Raw genomic sequence first — 20236 nt, 5'->3', positions numbered from 1 at the left:
CTAAACAGCGTTTAAAACGAAGACGTTAGTCTAGTCTTACGCTATTGAAAACTCAAATTAACTCATCCTTCTGTTCGGAGATTAAGTTAAAAAGTTACCGATACCCCAGCGGAATATAGCTTCGCAATCGGATAAACGATCAGTGAACCGCCTAGTTCCGGATCCACTCCCGGAAAATCTTTATGTTTAAAAGTCAACAGGTTTTCTCCTGTTACAAATACCCTTAAGTCCTTAATTTTAGCTTGATTCATCCATTTCTTAGGAAATGTATAGCCTAACTGCAAAGACTTTAACTTTAAATACGAGGTATTGTACAAATAGAATGTATTAGCCTGCATGATTGAACTTGAAGAAAGCAAACGTGGATATTTACCATTGATATTTGCATTTGGATCTGTAGCAGGATCATAATTATCATAATCGCTATTGGCTCTTACGGCATCATAGGAATAGTATTTTTTCCAAGCGTCTGCTGGCAATTGGTCACCTGTATTCGCTAATATTGATCCGTTTGATCCACGCTCATTAATATAATGGTAAGAGCCAACGCGACCAGCCAACAACATATTTAGATCAAATCCTTTGTATGCGGCTGTCAGATTTAGGCCAAACACAAATTTGGCAACAGAAGACTTGCCGGTGAATTCACGGTCATCATCATTACCGTACTTACCATCACCATTCGCATCTGCCATAAGCATTTGTCCATACCAAATATTTGCTGCCCCAGGCCCCACTGAATTGTTATTGAAAGAATAGTTTGCGGCAATCATGGATTTTACCCATTCCAGGTCGGCTTTAGTACGAATCATTCCATCTGTAGGCCCTCCATTGGGATCTACACTTCCATCAGATTTCAGATAAGTTCCAGTACCGGCATAAGGCCTCCTCAAAAACCATTCATCAAGCATATGCTGTTCCACACGACGTTCGTTCCCTCCCGTAGATACATCTGCTAAATTCGTATAGCGCCAAGTTGGGTTACCCCAAATATCGAGAGTCGATGGATCTTGTTCATATTTTAATGTGCCTTTAAAACCCGAAACTCTGTTCATGTTGTAGGAAATGTTGCCATTTACGCCATACCTAAAATCTCCAATTTTATCGTTCCAACCCAGATTAAGCTCTATCCCCTTATTATTCATTGAAGCGGTATTGGACATCGGCGCATTGATGTTTCCCATTGTCATGTAAATAATCGCTGCAGTTAAGATATCAGAAGTCTTTCGGGAATACATATCGGCCTCGACACTCAAACGACGATCCAAGAAACTGGCCTCTAACCCCAAATTATACGTGGTCAGTTTTTCCCATGATAAACTCAGATTCTGAATGGTTTGTTGAATCACACCATTTGCAACCGACTCGTTGAATACATTATTCACTTTCTGATAAAGGGTCTGCCAGTCGTAATTCCCACTTATCGTGTTTCCTAAAGTTCCATAGGACCCTCTAAGCTTTAAGTAGTTAACCGTTGTTTTGGCTGGATCAAAAAAACGTTCGTTACTGATAACCCAACCTGCCGAGAAAGAAGGGAAAAAGCCAGTACGATGTCCCGGAGCAAACTTGGACGAAGCATCCGAACGAAAGTTTCCTTCGAACAAATATTTACCATCATAGGCATAGTTTACCCGACCGAAATAAGAAACCATGGCATTCTCTGCCTTTGCATCTCCTCCAATTGATTCCATGGTTGCGCCAGAGGTAATATCGGTTACGTCCCAGTCTAGTAAGCCGCGTTTTGTAGCACTGAATCCGCCTGTTTTGGAATAATACTGTTCATACCCCGCTAAACCACCAACATCGTGTTTTCCAAAAGTATGAGCATAACGCAACAATGCATTAGCTGTATAATTGGATGATTTATAAGCGTATCTATAAGTCGTTGCCTGGTCCAGATTTCCTATCCCCTCTTTGGGCTTCTCAAAGCTTTCTCTAAAACTATACCTCGGCAAATTTTGGGAATAATTTTCATCCTCACGCATATATTCACTGTAGTTAAAGCGAGCCTCTGCAATAATTCCCTTCCAAATATCTGCGTTAGCATACCATGTACTATTGATACGTGTGTAGTTGTTTTCTCCCCCATTTGACGCTACCTGCTGCAGAATATTATCCTTATTTGTTGTGTTAGGATCTTCACTGGAACCATATTTTCCCTCATAAATTGGTGTCATTCCAGGAAAAGCCTGCAGCAAATAGGTCATTGAAGTGCTGCCCGGCTGCTTATACTCCTTTGTTGCATAGGTCTGTGTACCGAAAGTAATTCTATCCGCAATTTTTGTTTCTACATTGGTCCGAATATTAAATCTTTTCATTCCCGTATTCGCCAATGTTCCAGGATTATTTTGATACCCTGCTGACAGGAGATAAGAAGATTTATCACTTCCTCCTGTTACCGAAACGCCATAGCGCTGATAATATTGAGGTTGGAAGAGAACCTGGGCCCAATCTGTATTTGGATATGCCAACCAATTTGGAATGCTATTGCCGGTTATTGGATTAAAGTATAGACCATTGGGATCGGCATTTGCTTTGCGCCAGTCTTCTATAGTTGAAAGCGTATAATCTGGAGATGTTGATGTTGGATTAGCGTTTACCTTAGCGATATTATGTAGTTCCATCCAATCCGCTGTACTCGACATAAACTTCAAATCAGTTTGCGCTTGTTCACGAGCATATAAAGCGTTGAATGTGATTTTAGGCGCTTCACCTTTCTTCCCTTTTTTGGTGGTCACAAGAATTACACCATTAGCGGCACGAGATCCATAAATTGCTGCCGAAGCCGCATCTTTCAAAATAGAAATGCTCTCGATATCATCTGTATTTAATGGAACCATATCGGCTACAGCGCCATCAACAAGAATCAGTGGATCATTATTATTAAATGATCCCGTACCACGCACTCGAATAGAAACGGATTCACCACCGGGATTTCCACTTCCTTGCGTAACTCGTATACCAGGAGCAGTGCCGCCTAAAGCCGCAGCAAGGTTCATAATTGGCCTATTGGTGAGCTTATCTGCACCAACGGTAGCGACAGATCCTGTCAAATTGACTTTTTTCTGTGTACCATAACCTACAACGACAACTTCATCAAGCGCCGAAGTATTTCTTTCTAGCGTAACATTAATGACCGAACGTCCTTTAGGATTGATTTCTTGATCCTGATATCCTATGTATGAGATCAAGATTGTAGCATTTTCTGAAACAGAGAGGGTATACTGACCCACCTCATTTGTCGAAGTAGAAGCACTTCCACCCTTCTCCCGAATCGTTACACCCGCTAAAGGTGCTCCTTGACTGTCTGTAATCCGCCCCGTAATTGAAATTTTCTGCTGTGCCATACTCGCACCCACAGTAAACATCATCATAGCAGACAGTCCAACTTTGTAAAACTTTGCCATACTTTAGGAAATTAGTTTTATAATAAAAATTGGTTGTTTAATAAGCCAAAGATGAGTCTATGAGCGAATTATGGGGGGTAAAAATCTTAAATATTTAGGGGTAAAATCTTAAATTTGACACAAATACCCCATAACCATGAGCATACTACCTATCTTGTGCCGACAATTTCTGCTGTTGATATCCATCATTTCCTTTTGTTATGCCCAAGATCTTAAATTTGAGACACTAAGCCAGGATAATGTATTGGATAAACAAGCGATATTGACAATTGCTCAAGATAGACAGGGTAAACTTTGGTTTGGCGGCGGCCCCAACCTATTTGTATACGACTCGCAGAATATCACTAATATTTTAGTGCAGGATACTGCTTTTAAAAAAGTAGATTATATTAATAAGATTGGTATCAATGCAAAGAATCACCTTTTCATCGCTACGGCAACTCAATTATTTATTTTTGACATCGACAAACGCAAAGCTGTATTGAAACAGGGAAAACCTTTTCAGGAAAAAATCGTCGTCACCGACATCCAATTTTTATCAGACCAAATATTTCTATGCACGGACAAGGGGCTTTATCAGGCAATCCTGACCGCCGGGACCTACAATCTCCAAAAAATTCTGGACCGTCCCTATGTACAATCCATTATTCAAACCAGCCCCACTACTTATATAATAGCAAGTTACAAAGGCATTGAGTCTTTTTCTCTGCAAAATGATCAGATCTCCCATATCCGGGATCTAATGCTGCCCCCGCTCCCCTTAAGAGAACGTATTTTCAGTACCCTATATCTTCATCAAAATATGCTTTGGCTTGGGACAAAATTGCATGGAATATTCCAATTTAACTTCACGGATAACACATGGAATAATTTGAATGAAACCAATAGTAATCTATTGAGCAATAACGTCCGGAAAATTGTGCCGACAAAAAATGGTGAACTACTGATTGGTACCTTAAAAGGACTCTCAATCTTTAACGGATCGGCACAGTTCGTAAACTATAAACATAATACTTCCGTTAAAAACTCATTGAGCCAAAATTCGATCTATGATATTTTTATCGATCGGCAACAAATCACTTGGATAGGAACCTATTTTGGTGGAATAAATGCTATTTACCCCAATCTTATCCCCATACAGCATTATTCAACCCGTTCGCTTTTTGGTCTTCGACTCAATAGCGATATTGCCAGTAGTTTCGCAGAATCAGAAAATGCGTATTGGATCGGAACGGAGGAAGAAGGAATCAATAAAATTGACAAGCGAACAGAAGCCACCTCTCCATTATCACAATTGACCCAGTCGAATCTGATTAAGGACTTATACGCAAAAGATAACAAAATCTACGCAGCACAATATGGTGGCGGTTATTCCATTATCGATGCCCAATCTGGAAATGCGCAACACTTTTATCTGGAAAAAGATCGCCTAAATCTCAAAAATAACATCTACAGTATTTACGTCGATCCTACGCATCGTATTTACCTTGGAACCAATAAAGGACTCTATACCGTGGATCCAGGGAAACAGCCGCAATATAATCCCGTTTTAAAGACAGCTACAATCGATGATATACAAGCTGATGCTAAACAGTACATTTACTTTCTGAGCGGAGGTTCGCTTTTTCGAAGAAAACCTAATGACTCAAACATAAAAGCGATACAACAATTGGATACATTGACGGTAGGAGGATTTTATGTTCATCCGAATGGGGATATCTGGTTAACATCCAACCAATATTTATATCATTTTGATCAGCATAGTCACTTAACCAAGGTATCTTACTTTCCAAGCAACGCACTAGGTTGGCCCATCTATGTGAACAATAAGGTATGGCTTACCAGTAAAGATGGTCTCATCTGCTTTGATCCCGAAACAAAACATAGCTATCTGCTCAATCAATATGATGGTTTACCGGTTAAAAATCTTCTTGGAGCTAAAGTCTTTGCCAACAAAACAGGAACATTATTTGTCACCACACTCAACGGTGTAATTTCCCTAGATACTCGAAAAATAACCTTCAATCAAAACATCCCCAATGTCCTCCTCCGAAATATCTTCCTCGAAGAGACTCCACTAAACTACGGAAGGATTCAGAAAACGGAAGATGCAAACAGCTATCAGCTCAGCCTCCGACACGATGAAAACTTTCTTACTATTAATTTCTCAGGTTCTAATTTCATCAAACCGCAAAAGAATAGGTATCGATACAAGCTCGACGGTTTTGACAAGGATTGGATCGAAACAAGTAATCCTTCAATACGATATACGAATGTTCCAGTAGGTACACATAGACTGACCATATTCGCGAGTAACAATGATGGCATTTGGAGCAGTACACCGCTACGGATTATTATCGACATTCAACCTCCATTTTGGAGAACGTGGTGGGCCTATCTAATGTATGCAGGATTATTTTCTCTGGGCGTACATCTGGTTATTAAGTTTGTCGTCGAAAGGAAGATGTTAATCAATTCGGAACGGGAGCAGGAAAAGAAAATAAAATTCTTCACGCAGATATCTCACGAAATTCGTACTCCGTTGACTTTAATTACTGCTCCGTTAGATGAAATTATATCAGAAACAGCTCATCTTACCGCTACCCAAAATAAAGTAAAACGAATAAAAAAGAATGCCAACAAACTCCTAGGAGTCATCAACGAATTACTCGACTTTAAAAAGTTCGACGACAAGCACTTTGTCCTGAAAAAAACGGACATCTCTTTTAGGGAATACATAGAAGACACCTTCTACCTATTAAATGATCTTGCCAAAGCAAAGCATCTCAACTATTACATCAGGCAGTTGGATTCCGTAGGCTTACAATCCATAGATACAATACAATTTGATAAAGTCATGTTCAACCTGCTGTCAAATGCGATTAAGTACACACCTGAACAAGGCACTGTTTATCTGGATTTGGTCGATAACAACCACACAATAACTATTAACATCGTCGATAATGGAATTGGGATCGCAAGCGATAACCAATTCAAAATATTTGAAGAGTACTATCGCGAAGAACAAGCTCAAGATGCAATAGGCACTGGAATCGGACTTGCGTTAACCAAACATATTGTACAGCAGCACAAGGGGGATATCTTTTGCCTTACACAGGACGATGAAAAAGGAAAATGGACTGTGTTTACCATAAATCTACCGAAAGATCTTGGACACAAATCAGATAATCAGCCAGATACTCAGCTCATAGAGACTCCTGCAAAGGAAATAGAAGACGTTAGAATACCAGCCCTAAGCATCCTTGATACCTCCGTGCAAAAAACTATTTTAATTGTTGAAGACAATAAAGAATTAATGGCAACAGTGGTGGGTCTGTTTCAAGATGCCTACACGATCATTACAGCTCACAATGGTGAAGAGGCTCTTTCGAGGGCATTGGAATATGTCCCCGATCTGATTATTTCGGATCTGATGATGCCTTATATGGATGGTGCTCAACTGTGCGAAGCCATTAAAAAAAATATAATCACTAGCCATATCCCATTCATCTTGCTGACCGCAGTTACTGATAGCAACACGCAGACTTTAGCGTTGGAAAACGGCGCAAATATCTATTTGACAAAGCCTTTTGATAATAAACAACTCTTTCTTTCTGCGCAAAATCTCCTCGCTATCAGTCAGGCGAAAAGTAAGGCGTTTCAGGTCAAGACAACTACTTTCGACAATGAACTTGATGCACAATTCATTTCCTCCTTAAATCAATTGATCGAAAAAAATCTTCAATCGGACGGTTTTGATGTCAATTTTATTTCTCGAACAATGGGGATGAGTGCGCCAATCCTCTATCGTAAGTTGAAAGCGATATCCAACTTATCGCTCAATAACTATGTGAAAATGTATAGGCTAAACAAAGCGAAAGAATTACTGAATTCGGCCATGAACATTAGTGAGGTTGCCTACGCTGTGGGATTTTCCGATAGAAAATACTTCAGTAAGGAATTTAAAAAACAGTTTGGACATAATCCATCAGAACAAACAGCAAATTCGAGCCAAACGACTAAATCTTAGCTATATTTTCAATGAAATCGCTATCCTGTTCCACAAAAAAGAGATGCTCAGAGCATCTCTTTTTGATCTATTCCGGTGTCATTAAAACGAGTTCCTCTCCCAAGAATTTGCCTTATTTTTTGATCGCTTTATTTAGCAATCGCTTTAATCATTGGTTCACCATCCAATAAACGTTGATACCGCACCAAAGCCTCCACATAATAATAATCTGCATAGGTCAATGGGACATCAATTTCCGAATTCAACGGTAGTGCTCCAACACTATGTTGCAAGATGTAACCACCATTTTGACCATAAGGAGCGAGATAGGGTGCCTTCGAAAGGCTTCTAAGAATCGTTTCCGCCTTATTAAAATAATCCAAAGCTTCAGTTCCTTTTGTATATTGTGAGAGCTCCAATAATGCTGAAGCATATAATGCTGCCGCAGATACATCCCTTAGATCTCTGTTCGGATACATTTTATCCGACTTCGCAATTTTATCTTTATCAAAATCCCAATAAGGAACCAAATCAGCAGGCAGATTTGGGTTACTTAGTATGTATTTTGCGATTTGCTGTGCCTGCTTCAAGAATTCTTTCTTCTTTGTTTCACGATACATCATGGTATAACCGTATAGTGCCCATCCCTGTCCTCTTGCCCAGGCCGACTCATCAAATGCTCCTTGATGTGTCTTTTTTCCGATGGCCTTACCGGTCTTCTTATCATAATCGATCACATGGTAGGAACTATAATCTTTTCTGAAGTGGTTTTTCAAGGTTGTTTCAGCATGAGATACCGCAATATCATAGCATTTTTTATCTCCGGTCACCTTAGATACTTGTGTCAAAAACTCCAAATTCATCATATTATCAATGATTACCGGATATTGCCATGATCCATGATCCCAAGAACGTATTGTTTTGGTAATCGGGCTGTAGCGAGACGCCAAGGAATTGGCACCAGTGCTCAATATGGGTATATACTTTAGCGTATCACCGGTAAGACGAAGCGCATTACCAAAACTACAGAAAAGCATAAAACCCAAATCATGTGTACCTTTGTTGTTCTTTTCTTTCTCCAGATACGTCAATGTTTCTGTTGCTTTCTCCAATAATGCTTTTTCTTTGGTACCTTCATATAGATACAATAACGTCCCTGGATAGAAACCCGAGCACCACCAGCTCGAAGAAGAAAATACGTGTTCACCCTGCTCAAAGGTTTTCGGAAATTTTTCTGCAGGAGTTTCTGCCGCAAGAACCTTTATCTGATTCGCAGCAGCGTCCAGCTGTTCCTGAATAAAGGCTTTGGACAAATTCGGTTTCACTGTCTGCGCCTGGACAATCGGGCATATGCCCAATGCGGCTAATACTAACACAAAAGATTGATTTAGTTTCATTATCTATTAGATTTTTAGTCAGTCGATGCCCGCGAATCAATTTGATCGGACATAATTACCTTTCTCCCTAACACAAATTGAATTGATTAACAAATCGTGGAAGTGCAGCTTCTAGCTACATCCATATGATTTTACAACCTATTCTACAATCCAAAAAATTGGTATTCTTGAATTCATCTTTTAGGATTTGCTATCAGAGCGACAATAAAGATGCTGCAATATTTTACCGGAATCAAGCTCCTTTTACGAAAACGATTAAGTATAATTGAAACGTACTGGACTAACACATTGTCGCGGCGGCTTGCTATTGTACTGAAATGTAACAATTCTCAGACAAAAATGACATCGTAGGTACACAATCGCATACTATATTGGAAAGAAATAGATTCACAGCTATTCTTTTGTCATTTTTTAATAAAACATAAATAAACAATACGTAAAATTTTAGTTATCAGTTTACATTCATCAGTTTTTTATCTATTTTTAAGACTAAATATCCAATGCCGTTAATTTTAACAGCCTAATAGAGGATCAATTATAAAACAACTAATCCAACCAAAATGAAAGAACAGAATTCATCAAGGCGTGATTTCATAAAAAAATCCGTGGTCGGTGCTGCGGCATTTTCTATCGTACCACGCTTTGTACTCGGAGGACAGGGCTATCTTGCTCCGAGCGACCATCTAACCAAAGGTGTCATTGGTGTCGGCAATATGGGCCGTGGACACTTTGGCTATGCCGGAACTAAAACAGTAGCCATTTGTGATGTGGACAAAACTCATCTGGCGGCAGCACAAGCAGACTTAGGCGGTGGCGTGAAGGAATACCATGACTTTAGGGAGTTGATTAAATCTCCAGAAGTAGATATTGTGCATATCGCTACTCCCCCACATTGGCACGGATTGATGTCTATTGAAGCAGCAAAAGCAGGAAAGGATATCTGGTGTGAAAAACCCATGACGCGAACTATTGGTGAAGGTAAAAAAGTGAAAGAAGCCATCGCTCAGCACGGCAATATCTTTCGTCTAAATACCTGGTTTCGTTTCAAGGACGACTTTTATGGCATGAATGTTCCCGTAAGCAAAATCAAAAAATTAGTCGATACAGGCATGTTGGGCTGGCCGTTGAAAGTCACGATAAGCAAGCATACGGGTTTTGACTGGAAATTCTATTGGGTAGGAAAGGAAAATTTACCGGAGGAAAAGGCACCAGCAGAACTTGACTACGATTTTTGGTTAGGTCCAGCGCCATACAAACCTTACAACAAGCACCGTGTTCACACGACCTTTAGAGGATATTGGGATTATGATGGCGGTGGTCTTGGAGATATGGGACAACATTATATGGATCCTGTTCAATACTTTTTAGGTAAAGACAACGAAAGTCCCATTACTGTCGATGTTGATGCTCCGCAACAACATCCGGATGCTGTGGGTACATGGCGACGCATTACATTTACTTATACCGATGGTTGCCAGATCATTCTAGACGGCGATGCAAAGGATGAAAAGGCAGCCTATATCGAAGGACCAAAAGGTAAATTATATAGAGGATTTCAGTCTGATATACCCGATTTGGAAAGAAAGCTTGCACAATACCCTGAACCTGCACCACAGATTGTCGACTTCCTGGAATCTGTACGCACAAGAGAAAAGTTTGCACTGAATGAAATCAATGGACATCGTTCTTGTACTTTGGTCAACATGGGATTAGCAGCATTGCGACTAAACCGATCACTAAAGTACGACTCCCAAAATGAGCTATTTATTAACGACGATGCCGCAAATAGATTAATTCACCAACCAATGAGAGGCCCTTGGTCTATTTAAAAAGATATCCTAATGAAAAGAATATTCAATTCGCTGACTGTATTGCTTCTTATATCTGGTGCAACCTACGCTCAGCAACCACAAAATAGAACGACTGCAACCAAAATAGCAGACGTATTGGCACAGCAGCCTGCCGAAGAAAAAGAAAAGTTTTTGCTTGCAATGCATGAGCTAGAAGGCTTCTCTGCTGACGATGTTGTCACTTTCCTTAAGGGACTTAAAGCACCAGGTAGCAATAATGCTCCGATAGAATTTGCGGCAAACAGCTATTCATTCTATGTAAATCAACCAGGTAAAGAGCAACAAAAAAGAGTTTTTGTTGAAGGATTGGCAAAATCCCTAGCACAATTGAGTGAACCAACAAATCAGGTCTTTGCCCTACGCCTATTACGTCAATGCGCAGATAATACCGCTATACCTGCTGTCGCAAATTGTTTGGCAAACGATTATCTTGCCGATGCTGCAGCGAGAACCCTTGTATCTATTCGTACCCCTGAGTCGACAGCAGCATTAGAAAAAGCTTTGCCTGCGTCAACGACAGAGAAAACTACTATTGCCTTAGTTACCGCGCTCGGAGATCTAAAAGATAAAAATGCCGAAAGTGCCATTTTAGGATTGACACAAAAATATAATTCGGATGGCTTCCAACGGACTGCATTAATCGCGTTGAGCAAAATCGGGGGCACAGCTTCTGAATCGCTATTCCAGGAAAAATTAAATGCTGCCGGGTATAGCTACGACAAATTTGATGCAGTTGGACTTGGCATTGACTATGCCCAAGCACTGATCGACAACAAGCATGATCAAGATGCGATCAAGTTTCTGAACAAATTTTTCCAGGAATCCCAAAAAGCAAAATCGATCAACGGTCAGATTGCATCGCTCAAATTATTGACAACAATTGACCCAGCGAAACAGCGAAAGAACTTATTGGCTGCAGTAAAGAGCGATAATGATGCCTACCGGAATATCGCATTGCAATTACTCGGAAAATATGGCAAAGGCAGTGACGCAAAAAGCTTGCTTGCTTTAGCGAGCAAAAGTACACCGGAAGTTCAAGAAAGTGTATTGAACTATTTAGCGCACAATGGTTCTGCAAGCAGCTTAAAGCTAATCCATGGGTTAGTCAATAAGACTGAGTCTCCGGCAACTAAATTGGCTGGATTGAGTGCATTAAATACGCTTTCACAGGGAAAAGAAACCAATACTTTAATCCAAGCTCTTAATACCGACCAACAATTCAACAATTCGGTAAAGGCATTGATCCTCTCATCTAAAGATGCAAATGTCGTTACCGATGTCAACAATGCCCTTGCAAATGTAGACGACGACAAGAAGATTCAATTGCTGGACATTTTGAGTAAACGTTCCAATAATGCGTCATCCAAAGCTGTATTGGCAATAAAAAGTGTAAATCCTGCTGTAGAAGAAGGGATCAATAAAGCTCTCCCCAATGTAGCGCAGGAAGCAGATTTAGAAGAACTCTTCAATAGATTAAACAATACGACAGACAGTAAATCTGCTGCGCTATTGCAACGTGCCCTAGTCAACGTGATTCGGTCGAGCGCAGATTCAAAAGGATTAACTGAAAAAATCGCCGCTCGCCTATCGAACTCAGCCGCGACAAATACCGCCAAATATTTCCCTATTTTTGCTGGACTGGGCGACGCACAGTCATTGAAAGCTGTAACTGCATATCTTAACAACTCTAACACAAGTCTACGATCAGCAGCAATCGAGTCGTTGGCTACCTGGTCTTCCGCAAACGCGTTACCAGAATTAATAACACTATCCAGAACAGAAAAAGACGATAATCTTTTCAATACAGTATACAGAGGATTGATCAAATCAATCTCTTCTTCTTCAAATACACCTGAACAGAAAACTTTATTGTTGCGAGATGCATTCAGTGTCGCCAAAACAGCAGAACAGAAAAGAGCTGCGCTATCGGCATTGCAACCAACAGGAACATATCAGTCTTTCGTTTTCGCAGCTGACCTGATGAACGATGCTCAACTTGCCGGAACAGCAACTAATGTAGCGATGAACATTGCAATGGACAATAAATTCTACGGTAAGAAGGTCAGAGAAGTTTTGGAACAGGTAATCGGTAAATTGTCCGGTAGCGAAAGTGGATATCTCAAAGAAGCTGTTGTTCGTTATCTTGCTGAAATGCCCATCAAAGAAGGCTATGTCGCTCTTTTCAACGGAAAGGATCTCACTGGCTGGAAAGGATTGGTCGCCGACCCGATCAAACGCAGTAAGATGAACGAAAAAACTTTAGCAACAGCGCAAGCTAAAGCGGACGATATCATGCGCAAAGGCTGGACAGCAGCCAATGGTCAAATTGTATTCAGCGGAAAAGGTGACAATCTCGCAACCGTAAAACAATATGGTGACTTCGAAATGCTGGTAGACTGGAAATTGGAAAACTATGGTGGAATAGAGGGTGATGCTGGCATTTACCTGAGAGGCACGCCGCAAGTACAAATTTGGGATATCGCCAATACAAGAGTAGGCGCCCAAGTGGGATCTGGCGGATTGTATAACAACCAGAAAAATGAAAGCAAACCCCTGAAAGTTGCCGATAATGCTACTGGTGAATGGAATACGTTTAAAATCAAGATGGTGGACGATAAAGTCACAGTTTGGTTAAACGGGCAGTTGGTAACCGATAATGTCCCTCTCGAAAACTACTGGGATAGAAACCAATCAATCTTCCCCACTGAACAAATTGAATTACAAGCGCATGGTTCGGTCGTCTATTATAGAGATCTCTTTATCAAGGAATTCCCAAGAAAACAAATCTTTAAGTTGAACGATCAAGAGAAAAAAGAAGGTTTTGAAGTACTTTTTGATGGAACAAATCTCGACAAGTGGACAGAAAACCAAGCTTATGTGATCAATGACGAAGGTTATATCTGGGTATACCCAAATGCAAAATTTGGTGGCAATCTTTATACAAAAGAAGAATACGCTGACTTCATTTTCCGCTTCGACTTCAAATTGACTCCCGGAGCCAACAATGGCGTAGGAATACGAGCACCTTTGGAAGGAGACGCCGCCTATGAATCCATGGAGATCCAGGTGCTGGATGATGATGCAGATGTCTATAAAGACTTGAAACAGTATCAATATCACGGTTCAATTTATGGCGTTGTTCCTGCTAAAAAAGGCTACTTAAAACCAGTTGGTGAGTGGAACGCTGAAGAAATAATCGTGAAAGGGAATCGCATCAAAGTTACCCTGAATGGTACTGTCATTGTGGATGCAGATATCGCAGAGGCAAGTAAAAACGGTACCCTGGACGGAAAACAACATCCTGGACTTAAACGTACGTCTGGTCATATCGGATTCTTGGGGCACGGTACTGAAGTATTCTTCAAAGACATTCGGGTAAAAAAACTCAAATAGTATAGATGTATAAGCAGCGGGGGGATAAGGTATCTTATCCCCTTTTTGCTAAATAGCCAACTTACTTACCGATTAAGAAAATAACCAAATGATTCCAAAACTTTTGCTAAATTAAAGCCCTGAGGATTCTATTTCAAAAATATGATGTTTTATGACTAAAGCCGTAAATTTACTGATTAACAAAAAGTTGGAGAGTAAACCTGAAAAGAAAAATCTATTCAATAAACTCTCCATTATAAAATTAATAGCCGAATTAGGATCTGTATCGGTAAATGACATTGTTAAAAACCTGTATTTAAGCCTGCCTACAGTGAATAGCTTGATCGCAGAATTACTGGAAGATGATTTCATACGTCAATTTGACAAAGGAGAATCTATTGGTGGGCGCAAACCTAATTTATATAAATTACGGGATGGATTGTTTCAGGTTTTATCGATTGAGCTTCAACGCTTCTCGATTACTATGAGCATCATGGATAATAATCAGCATGTAATTGCAGAAACGATCGAGCTTGAAAATGAATTATCCCGCAATGCAGAAAATCTAGTAACCATTACACAAATTATTGATCAATACCTGATCGATAAATCTGTTGATATCGAAAACTTGACAGGATTGATTATTGGCATGCCTGGATTGATCAATGCAGAAGAAGGTACCAATGAGACATTTTTACACGATGAAAATCAATCTATTTCCGACTATTTCGAGCTTAAATATAAAAAGCCAGTCTTCATTCTGAATGATGTTAAAGGAGCAGCGTACGCTGAATTGAAATTTGGTTTGGCAAAAAACACCAAAAACAGCCTGATTATTTTAATGGATTGGGGAATAGGTTTAGGAATTGTATCAAATGGTGAAGTATATCTTGGCCGGGATGGCTACTCTGGTGAAGTGGGTCACATGCCTTTTATCGACAACGGTGAACTTTGTTACTGTGGAAAAAGAGGCTGCCTAGAGACTGTTGCTTCGGGCATCGCATTGGTTAACAATGCCAAGCAGGAAATCCAAAAAGGAGAACTGACTAAATTAAATGAATTACTAGCAGAAGATCTACAACATTTAACACCAACTCATATTATTGAAGCTGCAAATAAAGGGGATCAATTTGCAATCAATCAGATTTCCAAACTGGGCACAAATCTTGGAAAAGCATTCGCATCGCTGATACAATTGCTCAATCCGGAATTAATCGTGTTAGGTGGAAAAATTGCAAAAGCAAATGAATTGATCACTATTCCGATACAACAGGCTATTAATTCGTATACCATGGCAATATTGAAAGAACACTGTGAAATAAAAGTTTCCAGCTTGAATCTGGACAGCAATACTGTGGGTCTTACAAACTATTTTATCACAAAGTACTTATCGGTTGAACTGCTTCGGAAATCTAAAATCTAAAATTGTCCTGTACTCAATAAAACCAGGGTACAGGCTCTTTCAGTTTTAATACCGTGCTCCATTGCGAGCTGCTCTAATTCAGGATTCTCTGCGCCTGGATTGAATATAATCCGTCTCGGTTTCGTTGCCAAAATATAGTCATAATATTCTTTCTGATTATGTTCACCGACGTACATCGTCACAGTATCAATATCGGGGTAGACCACGCCTTTCTTTTCAATAGAAACTCCAGCTGCTTCACCACCACTCAGACCAATATTAACAATATCATGTCCATACCTATGCAGCATATTTGCGGCTTTATTCGAATAACGAGAAGGGTTGCTACTAGCACCCAAAATCAATGTTTTTTTCATTTTTATATTCGTTTATATCACCTATTGATCGCCCCCGGAAACTTACTCATCAATGATAAAATCGCCGTGACTACTATAGGCATTTTTACGCAATATGGGCATTCCCAAGATTTTATAAAGCTCATCCAATTTAACCAAACTTCCATTAGTCATATTAGAAAGCAGAACAATAACAATATTTCTTTTTAGATCTCTTACGTAAATATGTCTAAAACCGTGCCACCAACCTGTATGGTAGACAATATGTTCATTGCCATGCTCAAACGTACGCCAGCCATAACCATAGCTAAAAATCCCTTTTTTCGCATCGGGATATCCTCTGTATGCCGAATCTAATGTGGACTGTTTTAACAACCTTCCATCCCTCAAAGCGAGGTCAAAGCGATAAAGATCACGAACGGTACTATAGATCCCCTTGTCACCGAGTGGTCCATCCTGAAAATTTTGTACAACGGATCTCCTCCATATCTTATCGTGTCCAATAACGTTGGTAGGAATCTTATCATATACAGCCTTTGAAAGTGCAGCCGTATTTGTCATCCCTGCAACATTGAACACACTATCTTTCATATAAGTAGCGTAGTCTTGCTTTGACACCTTCTCTATAATAGCTCCTAAGACCATAAAGTTCGAGTTATTATAAAAAAAACGTCCCCCTGGTGCCCCATAGCGATTAGGCTTAAACTCGGTCAGCATTTTCATTACATCCTGATTAGTCATCCCCTTCTTACGATCAGGCCAGTGTTTTTCTGAAAAGTAGACATAATTAGGTAATCCCGAACGATGAGTCAATAACATTTTTATGGTAATGCCTGGATATGGAAAATCAGGATAAAAGTCATTGATCGTTTGATCGAGGCGCAACTTTCCAGCCTCCACCAACTTTAAAGTCCCCACGGCTGTAAGCGGTTTAGAAACGGAAGCCAACTCAAATTTGTCGTCAATTTTTAGGCTATCCCGTTTTAGGTAATTAGCCCAGCCAAATGTATTTTGATATAAAATTTTTCCATCTTTGGCAATAAGAACATTTCCGTTGAATGCAGCTTTTGAATGAAGATTCTTCATAAAAGCATCGATTTTCAGATCTGCATTATTGGGATTATAAACCAGTCTTGTACTATCTACTTTTGCCTGCGCTATTGCTGCTTCCTTCTGCTTTTTCTCTTTTGAGCTACAGGCAACTGTAGATGCCAACAAAAGAGCGACCATTCCCTTTAAAAAAAATAATTTCACTATATGATGTCTCCCGGATTTTTGTATTATCTGTATTGTATATCAATAAATATCACCTATTTCTCTTCTATTAAATGATATAAAATTATCGAAGTTAGTAATCGAAGATCAAGCGTATTGATAATAATGCTAAAATGAAGATTTTAGTATAAAAAAACGAATTTTTTCCTCACTATATTGTTATTCATCGTTTATGTTACCTAGTCTACTTGCTACGGTCTTCCTTTTAAAAACATTCAAGCCTTTTTAGGTGCAACATCTCGATGGCATTCCCAAGATTAAATGGCCAGCCTTTCGCTTCAACGAGCTTAAACTAATTAAAAAAACAAAAAAAGCCACTTTATTGCTAAAGTGGCTTTCATTCCTTTGTTAAAGGACTATGCTAACAATCTTACTGGATTTTCAACCAAAGATTTTAATGTCTGTAAAAATGCAGCTCCAGTTGCGCCATCTACCACACGGTGATCACAGCCCAATGTTACTTTCATTACATTACCCGGAACTACTGCGCCATTTTTAACAACAGGAACAGCCTGAATTGCTCCAACAGAAAGGATTGCCCCATCTGGAGAGTTTATGATGGATGTAAATTCGTCAATTCCGAACATCCCTAGGTTGGAAACAGTAAATGTAGATCCTTCCCAATCGGCAGGTTGTAATTTTTTAGCTTTCGCTTTTTGAGCGAAGTCTTTTACTTCTGCAGAGATATGAGACAATGATTTGCCATCTGCGAACCGTACAACAGGAACTAATAAACCATCCTCAACAGCCATGGCTACGCCAATGTTGGTATGCTCATTGAAACGTATTTTATCGCCTTGCCATGAAGAGTTTACAGCAGGATGTTTTTTCAATGCAACAGCGACAGCTTTTACAACGATGTCATTGAAAGAAACTTTTACTGGAGCAACTTCATTGATTTGAGCTCGAGCAGCCATAGCATTATCCATGTCTATAGATACTGTCAAATAGAAGTGCGGTGCGGTAAACAATGACTCAGCCAAACGACGCGCAATAGTTTTACGCATTTGGTTAACTGGTTTTTCCGTGTAACGTTCTTCCCCAACATACGTAGGTAAAGTAATCGCTTTTGCTTCTGCAGGAGCAGCTGCGGATTTAGTCTCTACAGGTTGTGCAGCAGCAGGAACGAATGACTCAACGTCTTTCTTCACAATACGGCCACCATCTGCAGAACCCTTAATATCACTTAAGTTGATCCCTTTTTCTTGCGCAATTTTACGTGCTAAAGGTGAAGCCTTCACACGAGAATCGTCGTTGCTAACAGTCGGTGCCGCAGGAGATGATGCAGTTGAAGTAGCATCAGCTTTAGGAGCTTCAGTCGTCTCGGCCTTTGGCGCATCAGATTTTTGATTCAACAAAGGAGTAATGTCAGTTCCAGCAGGACCAACGATTGCTATAATGTCGTTAACCTTTGCAGCTTCTCCAGCTTCAAGACCTACATATAACAAGGTACCGTCAGCATAGGCAGTAACTTCCATCGTAGCTTTATCCGTTTCTACATCTGCAATGGCATCGTCAGATTTGATCGTATCACCAACTTTGAAGTTCCATTGTGCAATAACACCTTCTTTCATGGTATCACTCAACAACGGCATTGTGATTACGGTACATCCTAATTCCTCAGGAGTTACTGTACTTGCCGAAGATTCTGGAGCAGAAACTTCTTCTTCTTTTTTGTCTTCAGTTTTTTCTGGTGCTTTCTCAGCTTCAGGAGCATCTCCGCTCAACAGCGCTTGAAAATCTTCTCCTGGTTCTCCCAAAACTGCAATAACAGCGTCAATAGCTACTGCTTCGCCTTCTTTAGGACCAATATATAAAAGAGTTCCTTCTTGGTAAGACTCAAAGTCCATAGTAGCTTTGTCCGTTTCGATCTCTGCTACTAAATCGCCAGAATTCACTTTATCACCAACTTTTTTGTGCCATTTCGCGATAACCCCTTCGGTCATTGTATCGCTCATTTTCGGCATTCTTACTACTTCAGCCATTCTTTGTTATATTATCAAGTTAAAGAGTATTAATCTAAAATAAATGGATAGTCTTGTTGTACATAGACATCTTTGTACAACTCATCTACAGTTGGATAAGGAGATTCCTCTGCAAATTTAACCGATTCCTCAACTACTTTTTTCACATCAGCTTCTACTTCAGCAAACCAAGCGTCATCAGCATAGTTGTTTTCTAAGATAGCATGTTTAGTCGACAACAATGGATCACGGTCTTTATAAGCTTCCAGTTCTTCTTTAGTACGATACTTCGCTGGATCAGACATCGAGTGTCCTTTGTAGCGATAAGTACGAATTTCCAAGAATGTAGGTCCTTCGCCCGCACGAGCACGTTGAACAGCCTCATCCATCGCGTTATGTACAGCAACAACATCCATTCCATCTACTGGAGCTGAAGGCATATCAAAGCCCAAGCCCATCTTGTAAATATCCTGCATATTAGTTGTACGTTGTACAGACGTACCCATAGCATAACCATTGTTTTCACAAACAAAAATAACAGGCAATTTCCACAACATCGCCATGTTAAGTGTTTCGTTGAATGCACCTTGACGTACAGCTCCGTCGCCCATATAACAGATGTTCACATTATCTGTACCAAGATATTTCTCAGCAAATGCAATACCAGCACCTAAAGGAATCTGACCACCAACAATACCATGGCCACCCATGAATTTATGCTCTTTGGAGAAGAAGTGCATAGAGCCTCCTTTACCTTTGGAACAACCTGTGATCTTTCCATATAATTCAGCCATACAAGCATTGGCAGAAACGCCTTTAGCTAAAGCGTGGGCGTGATCACGATAAGCAGTGATTAAAGAATCTTCAGGTTTAATAACCGACATCGTTCCAGCGACAACTGCTTCTTGTCCTATGTACAAGTGACAGAAACCACGAATCTTTTGCTGTCCGTAAAGTTGACCTGCTTTTTCTTCAAACTTACGCATAAGTAACATCGACTTATACCACTCCAAATATGTCTCTTTTGTTATAGGTGTTGAACTCATTTCAAAGTTTTGATTTTCTTACTATTCTAGACTACAAATCTAATAATTTTGGACGAATTTCCTTGTCCAAAAATCAATTTTATTTCTACTTTAAGACACTTCTAAGACATTTGATTTAAAGTATAAAGCATTTGATTACAAATAAATGAACGGCACAA

The 20236-nt window shown here is 39.9% G+C and carries 10 protein-coding genes; 4 read left to right on the top strand and 6 right to left on the bottom strand.

The genetic code is table 11. The annotated features are described in order from the left end of the window. Positions 1–86: 86 nt before the first annotated feature. On the bottom strand, positions 87–3407 hold the full coding sequence (locus tag J2X77_RS13280; protein ID WP_310081079.1) for a TonB-dependent receptor: 3321 nt from the start codon (positions 3405–3407) through the stop codon (positions 87–89). Between the two features lie 136 nt (positions 3408–3543). Between J2X77_RS13280 and J2X77_RS13275 the strand changes: the two genes are divergently transcribed. Beyond that, positions 3544–7437, top strand: a complete 3894-nt coding sequence (locus J2X77_RS13275; protein ID WP_310081077.1) for a response regulator — start codon at positions 3544–3546, stop codon at positions 7435–7437. A gap of 128 nt (positions 7438–7565) precedes the next feature. Here the strand turns inward: J2X77_RS13275 and J2X77_RS13270 are convergent, their stop codons facing one another. Further along, positions 7566–8813, bottom strand: a complete 1248-nt coding sequence (locus J2X77_RS13270; protein WP_209577679.1) for a glycoside hydrolase family 88 protein — start codon at positions 8811–8813, stop codon at positions 7566–7568. 560 nt (positions 8814–9373) lie between these two features. Between J2X77_RS13270 and J2X77_RS13265 the strand changes: the two genes are divergently transcribed. From J2X77_RS13265 to J2X77_RS13255, 3 genes are all read left to right on the top strand, one after another. Further along, positions 9374–10642 (top strand): Gfo/Idh/MocA family oxidoreductase, encoded by a 1269-nt coding sequence (locus J2X77_RS13265; protein ID WP_209577678.1) that lies wholly within the window; start codon positions 9374–9376, stop codon positions 10640–10642. A 12-nt stretch (positions 10643–10654) separates the two neighbouring features. Next, positions 10655–14056, top strand: coding sequence for a DUF1080 domain-containing protein (locus J2X77_RS13260; protein WP_209577676.1), 3402 nt, complete (start codon positions 10655–10657; stop codon positions 14054–14056). A gap of 151 nt (positions 14057–14207) precedes the next feature. Continuing rightward, positions 14208–15458 carry an ROK family transcriptional regulator gene (locus tag J2X77_RS13255; RefSeq protein ID WP_209577674.1) on the top strand — a complete coding sequence of 417 codons (1251 nt, stop codon included), beginning with the start codon at positions 14208–14210 and terminating at the stop codon, positions 15456–15458. Here the strand turns inward: J2X77_RS13255 and J2X77_RS13250 are convergent. From J2X77_RS13250 to pdhA, 4 genes are all read right to left on the bottom strand, one after another. After that, entirely contained in the window at positions 15455–15814 is a 360-nt protein-coding gene (locus tag J2X77_RS13250) for a CoA-binding protein (RefSeq protein ID WP_209577672.1), read from the bottom strand. The genes J2X77_RS13255 and J2X77_RS13250 overlap by 4 nt on opposite strands. A 42-nt stretch (positions 15815–15856) precedes the next feature. Beyond that, entirely contained in the window at positions 15857–17047 is a 1191-nt protein-coding gene (locus J2X77_RS13245; protein WP_293938464.1) for a serine hydrolase, read from the bottom strand. A 377-nt stretch (positions 17048–17424) separates the two neighbouring features. Next, positions 17425–19053: a pyruvate dehydrogenase complex dihydrolipoamide acetyltransferase gene (locus tag J2X77_RS13240; RefSeq protein WP_209577670.1), complete on the bottom strand. Its 1629-nt coding sequence runs from the start codon at positions 19051–19053 to the stop codon at positions 17425–17427. A 29-nt stretch (positions 19054–19082) separates the two neighbouring features. Continuing rightward, on the bottom strand, positions 19083–20078 hold the full coding sequence (pdhA, locus tag J2X77_RS13235) for a pyruvate dehydrogenase (acetyl-transferring) E1 component subunit alpha (RefSeq protein WP_209577668.1): 996 nt from the start codon (positions 20076–20078) through the stop codon (positions 19083–19085). Positions 20079–20236 lie beyond the last annotated feature (158 nt).

The sequence above is a fragment of the Sphingobacterium sp. 2149 genome, from assembly GCF_031455655.1.
GTDB lineage: Bacteria > Bacteroidota > Bacteroidia > Sphingobacteriales > Sphingobacteriaceae > Sphingobacterium.
Note: the sequence above shows the minus strand (reverse complement) of the source record. Positions and strands in the feature narration are given on the sequence as shown.